The 10,516-nt window shown below is 68.0% G+C and carries 9 protein-coding genes and 2 pseudogenes; 5 read left to right on the top strand and 6 right to left on the bottom strand.

What is annotated here, in order from left to right:
* Positions 1 to 323, top strand: a pseudogene (locus T398_RS26115) (ISAs1 family transposase); the annotation flags it as partial.
* 31 nt (positions 324 to 354) lie between these two features.
* Here the strand turns inward: T398_RS26115 and T398_RS26110 are convergent.
* The 5 genes from T398_RS26110 to T398_RS26090 all read right to left on the bottom strand — a co-directional run bounded on the left by T398_RS26110 (position 355) and on the right by T398_RS26090 (position 5,991).
* A complete protein-coding gene (locus T398_RS26110; protein ID WP_496450470.1) occupies positions 355 to 771 on the bottom strand; it encodes a DUF1801 domain-containing protein in 417 nt (138 codons plus the stop codon).
* 31 nt (positions 772 to 802) lie between these two features.
* Positions 803 to 2,152, bottom strand: a complete 1,350-nt coding sequence (locus T398_RS26105; protein WP_496450469.1) for an autotransporter outer membrane beta-barrel domain-containing protein — start codon at positions 2,150 to 2,152, stop codon at positions 803 to 805.
* 170 nt (positions 2,153 to 2,322) lie between these two features.
* The gene (locus T398_RS26100) at positions 2,323 to 3,648 is read right to left on the bottom strand and encodes a right-handed parallel beta-helix repeat-containing protein (protein ID WP_496450468.1); all 1,326 of its coding nucleotides are present in this window, start codon (positions 3,646 to 3,648) and stop codon (positions 2,323 to 2,325) included.
* Positions 3,649 to 3,886: 238 nt separating this feature from the next.
* Complete coding sequence (locus tag T398_RS26095; protein WP_496450467.1) at positions 3,887 to 4,549, bottom strand: response regulator; 663 nt, start codon at positions 4,547 to 4,549, stop codon at positions 3,887 to 3,889.
* 197 nt (positions 4,550 to 4,746) lie between these two features.
* Positions 4,747 to 5,991: a sensor histidine kinase gene (locus T398_RS26090; RefSeq protein WP_496450466.1), complete on the bottom strand. Its 1,245-nt coding sequence runs from the start codon at positions 5,989 to 5,991 to the stop codon at positions 4,747 to 4,749.
* A gap of 277 nt (positions 5,992 to 6,268) precedes the next feature.
* Here T398_RS26090 and T398_RS26085 point away from each other — a divergent pair, with 277 nt between their 5' ends.
* The 3 genes from T398_RS26085 to T398_RS26075 all read left to right on the top strand — a co-directional run bounded on the left by T398_RS26085 (position 6,269) and on the right by T398_RS26075 (position 9,492).
* The gene (locus T398_RS26085; RefSeq protein ID WP_496450471.1) at positions 6,269 to 7,423 is read left to right on the top strand and encodes a glycosyltransferase 87 family protein; all 1,155 of its coding nucleotides are present in this window, start codon (positions 6,269 to 6,271) and stop codon (positions 7,421 to 7,423) included.
* Positions 7,424 to 7,558: 135 nt separating this feature from the next.
* The gene (locus tag T398_RS26080; RefSeq protein WP_496450465.1) at positions 7,559 to 8,881 is read left to right on the top strand and encodes a right-handed parallel beta-helix repeat-containing protein; all 1,323 of its coding nucleotides are present in this window, start codon (positions 7,559 to 7,561) and stop codon (positions 8,879 to 8,881) included.
* A gap of 110 nt (positions 8,882 to 8,991) precedes the next feature.
* Entirely contained in the window at positions 8,992 to 9,492 is a 501-nt protein-coding gene (locus T398_RS26075) for an N-acetyltransferase (protein ID WP_496450464.1), read from the top strand.
* A 3-nt stretch (positions 9,493 to 9,495) separates the two neighbouring features.
* Here the strand turns inward: T398_RS26075 and T398_RS26070 are convergent, their stop codons facing one another.
* Entirely contained in the window at positions 9,496 to 10,050 is a 555-nt protein-coding gene (locus T398_RS26070) for a GNAT family N-acetyltransferase (protein WP_496450463.1), read from the bottom strand.
* 274 nt (positions 10,051 to 10,324) lie between these two features.
* Here T398_RS26070 and T398_RS26065 point away from each other — a divergent pair.
* Positions 10,325 to 10,516 (top strand): annotated as a pseudogene (locus tag T398_RS26065) (right-handed parallel beta-helix repeat-containing protein); the annotation flags it as partial.

The raw sequence follows: 10,516 nt of genomic DNA, 5'->3' as shown, positions 1-10,516 counted from the left end.
CGTACCTGACGATCTCCCTGCCCGCCGGTCAGGCCCGGCCGGTCGATCTGGGCGCCTGGGCTCGGGCGGAGTGGCAGATCGAAAACAGGGTGCACTATGTACGAGATGTCACGTTACGTGAAGATGCGCATCAAGCCCGGACCGGGAACGGACCCGCTGTCTTCGCCACCCTCCGTAACACCTCGATCGGGCACCACCGCCTCAACGGCGCCACCAACATCGCCGAAGCCACCCGCGAAGCCAGCCAGCGTCCCCACGACCTCATCACCGCTGTGACCACCGGAAAACCGACCGTGAACAGGCTAAACGGCACTACGCAATAGCCCTGTGGTCTGTGCGTGTTCGTGGCCGCACTCAGTGGCTAGCGCGGTCAACGCCCCTGTGTACCCGGACCGAGCGGTGGACCAATTCGCGCAGGATAGCCAGGTCGATGCCGTCGAGGCTGTTGAGGTAGAGGCAGCCCACGCCGGTCTTGTGTGGGCCGAGCCGCGCGAGGGTTGACGCGTGCCGGTCTGCGAACCCGCCGACGAGGTAGACCACGAGGTGTTGCTTGCGTGGCGAGAAGCCGGTGAGCGCGCTGTCGCCTTCGCGGCCGCTCGCGTACCGGTAATGGTAGCGACCAAAGCCGATGATGCTCGGCCCCCACATCGCTGGCTCCTCCCCGGTGACCTCGCGCATGAGCGCGATGAGCCGGCGGGCATCGGCCTGTCGGCGTTCGTTTGGCACGGCGGCGAGGAACTCGTCAACGGGCTGACCGGTCGGTGCTGTCATTCCCGCATCGTAGGCGTTCCCGGATTTACCGCTACCCGGCGCAGCCCGGAACGTTCACGCAGTTGTTGGGCCGGTTCTTGACCACAACGGTGCCGGTGGCGGTGTTAAGCTCAACCACCCCGCCCGCTTGGTTGAAGATGCCGCCACCGTTGTTGGCGGCAGCGTTCTTGACCACCTTAGTTGCATAGAACGTGAGCGTGCCGAAGTTTTGGTTGAGGGCGCCGCCGCCATTGTTGTCAGCCTGGTTATCGACGAGTTTCGTGTGCCGGAGTATAGTATCGCCGATGTTATCGATACCACCGCCGTTACCTCCGGCGGTGTTGTTGGCGATGATGCTGTCATCGACGACAAGGGGTGTGCCGACATCGGCAAACACTCCGCCGCCGTCGGCAGTCGCGGTGTTGTGGTCAACTGTGACCTTCCGAAGGGTGTGCCGCCCCGCTGATACGCCGACGCCTCCGACGAAATTCGCCGTGTTCTTGGTGATGTGAGTGTCGGTTACGGTACTGGTGCCGCCAATCAAAATCAGGCCACCTGTTGCGGCCTGGTTGGCGGCGATCCTGCTTTTAGAGATATCGACGGTGCCGTTCCTGCTTGCTATGCCACCGCCGAGTACGGCAGCGTTGTTGTTGGTGATCGTGGACCTCTTTATGGTCAGCAGCCCGGCGTTGTTGATACCGCCCCCTTCCAGCGCGGCGGTGTTGTGGTTGATCGTCGAGGCTTTGATGGTGGTGGTGCCGCGGTTGGAGATGCCGCCACCGAGATTATCGCCGGCGATGTTGCGTACAATTTCGCTGTGTTTGGCTGTTAGTTGGCCGCCGGGGTTGACGAGGATGCCACCCCCGTCTCCGTCGGTCTGTCCGCCGGTGATTTTTAGTTTGTTGAGGGTGAGGTTACCGCCGACGCCAATGGTGAGGATGCGGAACTGGTCGGCGGTGGCCGCGCGTTCGATGGTGGTGTGTTTGTTGCCGTTGAGGGTGATGGGGGTGGTGATGGCGGGGAGGCCGGCTCCGTCGAGGTTGGCGGTGAGTAGGTAGGTGCAGTCTGTTGCGAGGTTGAGGGTGGCGCCGCCGCGGGCGTTGGCGAGGGTGATCGCGGCGATCAGCGCGTCGGTGTCGCAGGGCGCAGGAGTCCCCTTCGGCTTCTTCTTTCCTTTCCCGCTGCTGGTGTGGTCGCCATTGCCTTCGTCGCGGTGGCTGTCGGCGGGGGCTTGGTTGCCGGGGATGGCGAGGCTGCTCGCGGCGGTGGGTGTGGCGGCGACGCCGACGGTGGTGGTGAGGGCGAGGCCGGCCATCCCGGCCAGTCCGGCAGACCACCATCGTGACCTGTGCCGGTGTGTGCCGGGATGGTCTGGTTCGGGGTTGTGGTGTGGATTGGTCATCGCGGTGTCGTTGTCCTTTCCCCGTTGTGCGCGAGGAGTCAGAGCCCGCACCTGTTGCAGACCGGGCAGGCAGCTGCAGCAATCGGTGAGATCTGTTGGGTGTCTGGGTGACCTACGCGGTGGCTGTAACCCGCAGCGGTTGTGTTGGTGCCCGCTGCGGGTAGCCGGCCCTACCCGGCGCAGCCGGGAACGTTGACGCAGTTGTCCGGCCGGTTCTTGATTACGATTGTGCCGGTGGCGGTGTTCAGTTCGACCGTCCCACCCCCCTCGTTGAAGATGCCACCGCCTTCGGTAATGGCGGTGTTCTTGACAATTTTCGTGTCGAAGAGGGTGGCTGATGTGTTGGTGTAGATGCCGCCACCCTGCCTGCCGCTCTGATTTCCGGTGACCTTGGTGTCTCGCACTACTATCTCGGCGAGGTTGAAGATGCCCCCGCCGAGGCTGTCGGCGGTGTTGTCCGCGACGACGCTGTCCGCGACGACGACGGAGGCGCCCGAATTTATCCCTAGGCCGCCACCACGGCCAACGGTGGCGGTGTTTCCGGCGATGGTGACCGACCTGAGGGTGAGTTGGGTGTCGGTGTTTGCGAGGATGCCGCCAATCTCTAGGGCTGTGTTCTCGGTAATTTTGGTATTCGTGATGGTTCCACCGCTCATGAGGATGCCGCCGACTACGCCCGCGGCCTGGTTGGCGGTGATGTTGCTGTGCTCGACCTGGGCTGCGCCTTCGCTGGAGACTCCGGCTCCGGAGAATGCAGTGTTCGCGTGTAGGCGGGACTTGCTGATGTCGAGGGTGCCGACGCTGGCGATACCTCCGCCGTCTCCGCTGGCGGCGTTTCGTTCGATGGTGGTGTGCTTCACGCGGGTGGTGCCGTTGTTGGCGATGCCGCCGCCGTTGTTCTCGGCGATGTTGCGGGTGATGGTGCTGTGGTTGGTGGTGAGGGTGCCGCCGGCGTTGACGAGGATTGCGCCGCCGTCGCCGTCATCGGGGGTGTGTCCGCCGGTGAGTTTGAGTTTGTTGAGGGTGAGGTTGCCGCCGGCGGTGACGGTGAGGAGTCTGAATTGGTCGGTGGCGGCGGCGCGTTCGATGGTGGTGTGTTTGCCGCCGTTGAGGGTGATGGGGGTGGTGATGGCGGGCAGGCCGGCGCCGTCGAGGTCGGCGGTGAGGAGGTAGGTGCAGTCTGTGGTGAGGTTGAGGGTGGCGCCGCCGCGGGCGTTGGCGAGGGTGATGGCGGCGATCAGCGCGTCGGCGTCGCAGGGGACGGGGGTGCCCTTGCCGCCCTTACCACCCTTACCACCCTTGCCGGCGTTGTGGCTGCCGGTGGCGGGTCGGTCGTCGGGGACGGGGAGGGTGCGCCCAGCGGCGGGGGTGGCGGCGACGCCGACGGTGCTGAGGGCCAGACCAGTCACCCCGGCCAGCCCAGCAGCCCGCCATCGTGACCTGGTCCGGCGTCCGGCGGCGTGGTCCGGTTCGGGCGCGTGCTGCGGATCGGTCATCGCGGTGTCGTTCCCTTCCTCGTTGTGGACGAGGTGTCAGCTGAGGCCGGTGAGTGGCTGTCCTCGGCCCCCAGGCTGGTGGTAGTAACTACCCTGAACTAAACCGACATTAGGGCTGATTGGGACATGAAACCGAAAAATATCCCCAAATCCGGGAGTAGGCGCTGCGACGGTACGCATCCGTTCTGTCTGGTCCGGCACTGCCGAGCCGCCGGGCCCGAACCAAAGACGTGGAGTGTCACCGGCCGGGAGTGATGTAGCCGAGTTCGTAGGCGGCGATGACGGCCTGGGCTCGGTCCCGTGCGCCGAGTTTGGTGAAGACCCGGTTGATGTGGGTCTTGACGGTGTGGTCGGTGACGGTGAGGTGCTCGGCGATGTCGTCGTTGGAGTGGCCGCGGGCGACCAGGAGCAGGACCTCGGTTTCCCGTGGGGTCAGGTTCGGGACGTCGCGCCGGGGAGGTGGAGCAGGGCGTACGTGGCGGAAGCGGGTGATGAGCCGCTGGGTGATGTCGGGGGCGAGCATGGCTTTGCCGGCGGCCACCACCCGTACGGCGTGCAGCAGTTCGGGGAAGGTGGCGTCCTTGAGTAGGAAGCCGCTGGCTCCGGCGGCGAGGGCGTCGTAGACGTATTCGTCCAGGCCGAACGTGGTCAGGATGAGTACCCGGGTGTCGATGTCGGGGTCGGCGAACAGCGCCCGGGTGGCGGCTATCCCGTCGGTGCGCGGCATCCGGATGTCGAGCAGGGCGATGTCGGGACGGTGTTCGCGGACCAGACGGATGGCGTCCTGGCCGTCCGCTCCCTCCGCGACGACGGTGATGTCCTCCTGGGTGGCGAGCAGTTTGACGAAGCCGGCGCGGACCACGGCCTGATCGTCCACCACCACCGCGCGGATCGTCGCCACGGGACTCCCTTCGCTACGGCCAGCAAGCGGCAAGTAGGGGGCCGTGCCCCCAAATGACTAAGGGCGGCTGCCGACCTCACCGGCCTCGTCGACCTCACCGGCCTCGTCGACCTCACCGGCCTCGTTGACCTCACCGGCCTCGTTGACCTCACCGGCCTCGTTGACCTCACCGGCCTCGTTGACCTCGCCGACCTCGATTATGTCGATTGGAGGGTGCGGACTGCGGCGTCGGGGGCGGTGACCGGTAGGAGCGCGGTCACGGCGAAGCCCCCGTCGGGTGTCGGGTGCCAGTCCAGGTGGCCGCCGAGCAGGGTCGCCCGTTCGTGCATGCCGTCGAGGCCGTAGCCACGGCTGCTCCCGGGCGGGCGGGCCGGTGGTGGGCCGCTGGGGGCGGCGTTGGCGACGTGCACCCGGATGTGCGGTGGGATGTGGTCGATTCGGCAGGTTGCGTGGGCACCGGGGGCGTGCTGGCGGACGTTGGTCAGCGCCTCCTGCACGATGCGGTAGGCGGCCAACTCCACCGCGGCTGTGGTGCGGGGCAGGGAACCGGTGATCAGTGGGCTCACCGTCCCGCCGGCGGTGCGGTGGGCTTCGAGTAGTGCGGGTAGGCCCGCCAGGTTCGGCTGCGGTGCGGTGTTCGCGGTGCCGTCCGCCTGGCGCAGCATGTTGACGAGGCTGCGTAGCTCCGCGAGCGAGGCACGTGCGGAGCCGGCGATGGACTGAAAGCCGTCGTGGGCTTCAGCGGACAGGTTCGGGATGGTGTAGCTGTGCGTCTCCGCCGCTACGGCGATCACGGAGACGGTGTGGGCCACGATGTCGTGCAACTCGCGGGCGATCCGGGCGCGTTCGGCCGCCGCCGCCGCCCGGCGCTCCAACGCCACCAGCTTTCGCTGGGCGGCTTCGCGTTCCCGGCGGTACTGTTCCCGGCTGCGGGCGGAGTCGGCGAGCACCACGATGGCGGTGATGGCGCAGGCCAGCACAAACGATTCGGCGAAGTAGGAGAGTGCGCCCTCGGCGCCCAGCTTCGGGCGGACCCCGCCGAGGTTGTAGGCGCCCAGTGCGAGGTGACCCAGGTTGACCAGGACCGCCGCGCTGATTCCAGCGGTGGTGAGAACAGCCGGGGGAAGCAGGCGGTTCCGCGCGGTGGCGTAGAGACCGGTTGCGCCGGCCAGGCCGGTGCAGAGCAGCAGTTCGGGCTGGACGAGGAAGTTGAGCAGCGCGGCGGCCGTGGCGACGGCGGCGAGCCAGGGCCGCCGGTGTCGCCAGGCCAGCGGTACGACCGCGGCGACTGCCGTGACCACGACGGCGGGCGAGGTACTGCGGCTCGCGGTGATCTCCACGATCGCCACCGCGGCGATCACACTCGCGCTGAACGCCGGGTACCAGGGCCGACGCGGTACGTCTACCAGGCGCGGGGTGGTGGGGCGGCGCAGTCGGGGCATGGGTTGATTCTCCGGAAGCCCGCCCACCGGATACGTCACCGTCTGGTGTGATCTTTTGGCGCCGACGTCACACCACGGGTTGACACCGAAGATCGCTCTCCGGCGTGACGATCCGGGCCCGCCGCCTTCCGATACTGATCGTCCTCCGATGTGGAAGGCGCGGCAAATGACCAGAATCCAGCTACTGCCTCACCCGCTTCCCGTGCCCTCGGCCCGGCCGTGGTCACCAGGCCGGGCCCGGCCCGGGCGGTGGCCGCTGCTGTGGGCGGGGTGTGCGGTGGCGGCGCTGCTCCTGGCTGCGGTCACCGACCAGGGACCGCACCGGGTCTGGGGACTCTGCGCCGCCGTCGGCTACGCCATGGCTACGGTCCTGACTTCCGGCACGTCAACCCTGCTGCGCCGGGCGGCGCCGTTCGTCGCCGTGGTGGGTGCGGCGGTCGTACCCATGGTGTGGCTGGTCGCGCACCGGCAGGGGCAGCTCGAGGTCGATGTCGTACACCACTCCGGCGCGCTGCTGCTGCAGACCGGCAGCCCGTACCTGACCGAGCCGGCGCAGCTTGCGGACTACAACCCCTACCTGCCGGCGATGGCGCTGTTCGGGCTGCCGTACGCCCTGCTCGGCGACACCCCGGTGGCCGACGCCCGCTGGTGGTTCGCACTGGTCTTCTGCCTCGCCCTGGCGGTGGCCGCCCGGATCGCCGTCGGCCACTGCGCGCCCCGGGCCCTCGCGCTCCTGGCGGCCTTTCCGCTGTTGGCCCTGCCACTGGCCACCGGGGGCATCGACCTGCCGGTCACGGCGCTGATGTGCCTCGCCCTCGCGACCGCCGCCGCGGGCCGTCCCGCGGCGACCGGGCTGGCCGCCGGAGTGGCGGCGGCGATGAAGTGGACGGCCTGGCCCGTACTGATGGTGGTGCTGGTTCTGCTGGTGGTGCGCCGCGGCGGACGGGCCGCGTGGGGCGCGGGCGCCGTGGCCGCCGTTGTCCTCGCCGTTCTGACGGTGCCGAGCCTCCTCGCCTCGCCCGGGGCCTTCACCGAGCAGGTTCTGCGCTATCCCCTGGGAGCGGGCCTCCTCGCCTCGCCCGCCACGAGTCCGTTGCCCGGGCACCTTGTCGCCACGCTGCTGCCGGGCGGACGCCCGCTCGCCTCGGCGTTGCTCGCCCTGGCCGCGGTGGCCGTCGCCGTCTCACTGGTGGTGAGACCACCGTGGACGCTGCTCGCCGCCGCCGACCGCCTCGCCCTAGCTCTCGCCCTGGCCGTATGCCTGGCTCCCGCCACCCGGTTCGGTTACTTCCTGATGCCGTTGACCATTGCCGTGTGGTTCCGGCTGCATCCCGCCGCACGTCGTGGAGAGCGCGGCCGGGGTGCGGCCGGCCCGGCGAGCGGGCGCGACAGGTTCGCATCCAGCTTGAGGGCTTTCGCCCAAGTTGAGTAATTTGTTCGGAATTTCCGCTGAGTCCCCTAGGTGTCGGTCTAGCGTGCAGGTGGCTGCTACCGCCGACCTGGTAGCCGAGGAGAACCCCGTCCTTCGGGCTCCTCGTCGTGCACGGGGAAGGGCGTCAACACCGCGATGAACCATCAGCGCCGCACGACCGGAGCCAACCCGGAGCATCCCAACGGAGGTCGGGCGAGGTCACGATGGTGGGCTGCCGGGCTGGCCGGAGCGACCGGCCTGGCGCTTACCGCCGCCGTCACCACCACCACCATCACCGCCGCCCCCGGTGGGGAGGCTGTCGGACGCGCTGCCGTCGCCGATGACCAGCTTGGGAAGCCGAAGGGTACGCGGGTGCCCTGTAACCCGGATCGGTTGATCGCCGAGATCACCCAAGCCAACGCCCGGGGTGGTGCCGTGCTCGACCTCGCCGAGGGCTGTACCTACCTGCTCACCGCTGACCTCGACGGTGCCGGCCTGCCCGCGATCACCACTCCCATCACCCTCAACGGCGGAAAGAACACCACCCTCAAACGTTCCGCCGCGGCCGACGACTTCCGAATCCTCACCGTCAACGCCAACGGTCGACTCACCCTTGATCACCTCACCGTCACCGGTGGGAGGCTCTCTGGCGACAACGACGGCGGCGGGATCCTCATCAACCCAGGTGGCGGTGCCACGATCAGGAAGAGCAAGATTGTCGAAAATGTCTCCGCTGACGGCGACGCCGGTGGGATCGCGAACATTGGTGGCGTGCTCCAGGTCGAACACTCGGACATCAGCCGAAATGCTGCGGCCAACATCGGTGGCGGGATCTTCAGCCTCGGTACACTCGCCATCGACAAGTCGCGGCTCGACGCGAATACCGCGCTGACTGGCGGCGCCCTCACGATCAGCGGTCAGTTGACCGTTACCCGGAGTGAGTTGGTCGGTCACCAAGCTTCCGATGGGGGAGCTATCTTCATCCTTGCCGGGACGACCGGCGGTATCGCCGACACGAGCATCGAGAAGAACACGACAACGGGCTTGGGTGGTTCCGCGGTCGCCGGTGCTCCCCTCCAGCTCACCATGTCCCGGGTCAGCATCGCCGAGAACACCGCTGCCGGCGGCGGCCTGGGTGCGATATTTCTGCAAGGGGGAGCCCTGCTCGTCGAGGACAGCGCCATCAAGGACAACGCCGGAGTTAACGGTGGCGGCATTAACAACCGCGGCACCTTGACGCTGCTGCGGACAAAGGTCACCGGCAATCAGGCCACCGAGTCGGGCGGCGGCATCTTCAACGGGTCGGCCGGCGCGCTCACCCTGCTGCGCACGAAGGTTGTCGAGAACGTCGCCGGCACCGACGGCGGCGGCATCTTCAACGAGATAGGCGGCACGGTTGATCTCTCCAGTGCTACCGGCACCACTGTGGCCAAGAACCGACCAGACAACTGCGTGAACGTTCCCTTGTGCCAGGGCTGACCCTGCGATCCGACAGCCACGGCGTCACCACCGGCCGGCGTGCCGGGACTGACCGCCATCGGCCCGCTCCGCGCACCGCGGGCCGGCCGATGGGCCGTTAGGCTCCGGAGGTGACCGACCTACCGCTCGTCGCGGCTTCCTTCGCCGTACCAGATGTGTTTGTTGCCCAGGGGTTGCGGCTTGAGTTGCTCGGGCCGCAGCACAACGAGGCGGATCACGCTGCCTGGATGTCGAGCATCGCGCACATCCGGTCAACGCCGGGATTCGACCAGGGCTGGCCGCCGATGGCCGGGATGACCCTCGCCGAGAACCACGACGACCTGGCGGGGCATGCGCAGCGGTCGCATCAGCGGGTGGACTTCGCGTACTCGGTCATCGAGATCGCCACCGGTGACGTGGTCGGCTGCGTGTATTTCGAGCCGTCGCCGACGGGTGAGCGGGAGGTGGCGGCCTCCTCGTGGGTGTCCGCTGCCCGCGCGGAGCTGGATGGTCCGCTGACCGAGATCGTGGGGGCGTGGCTGCGAGCGGCGTGGCCGTTCGCGGTCGTCCACTACCGCCTCGGTGAGGTGCCGGTGACGATCCGCCGGAGTCCCGAACCGCCGGTGGGGTAAGGGCTACGGCTGGTGGGGCCACTCCTCGACGAGCAGGGCGTAGGTGTAGCCGTCCACCCAGCCCAACTCGGCGTGCCAGGAGTCGCCGACGCCGTGCTGCTCCCGCCGCATGCCGATCTTTTCGAGGAGCCGCACCGAGGCGAGGTTGTCCGCGTAGCAGCCAGCGGTGATCCGGCGTACGCCCAACTGGGCGAACGAGTGGGTGACCATCGCGGTGACCGCTTCGGTCGCGTAGCCGTGGCCGCCGTAGCGCGGGTCGAAGATGTAGCCGACCTCGGCTTCTGTCCGTGGCGGGGCGCCGGGCTGTCCCATGCTGTCGCGCACGTCGAGCGAGACGGTGCCGATGACGTAACCGTCGCGGGTCACCGCCACGCTGTGGTCGTGGGGGTCTTCCGCTGAGCGTCGCCAGGCCGCTCGGAAAGCCGCTGGGTCAACGTCGGTGCGGAGCAGCCAGCGGGTGACCTCCGGCAGGTTGCGGTACTCCAGGATGCGGTCGATGTCCTCGTCGCGTACCGGCCGAAGTTCGAGGCGTTCGGTGCGGAGGTTCGTGCCTGCCATAGGGCAGGACAGTAGCGAACAGCGACCACACCTCAGCTATCCGGGATGCCGGTCCAGCTTGCCCACCCAGGGCACCGGGTACCGGCCCGCGCTGAGCAATGATCACAGGGATGACTGACCGTTTCAGGCATTTTTTTCGTGTTCATGTTGGTGTGGGGTGTGTGTCGGTTTAGGTTGCGGGTGGCTGCTACCGCCGGTTGGTAGCCGAGGGCGGCCCTCGTGGGTGCGGGTGGTGGGTCCTTGTCGGGTACGGGGGAAGGACATCGAGTTCACGATGAGTAATCAGGACCAGACTCAGGGGCCGGTGCGGCCTGGCGGGGGTCGGGCGCGGCGGCGGTGGTGGGCGGTGGGGTTGGCCGGGGTGACCGGTCTGGCCTTGAGCGCCGTCGGCGTTGCTGCCAGCCCGGCGGCGGATGCGCTCGGGCGTACCCTGACCGTCGCCGATGAGCACGGTGGTGATCGCGGC

Source organism: Salinispora goodfellowii (assembly GCF_059570675.1).
This window is presented reverse-complemented; position numbering and strand designations above follow the sequence as displayed.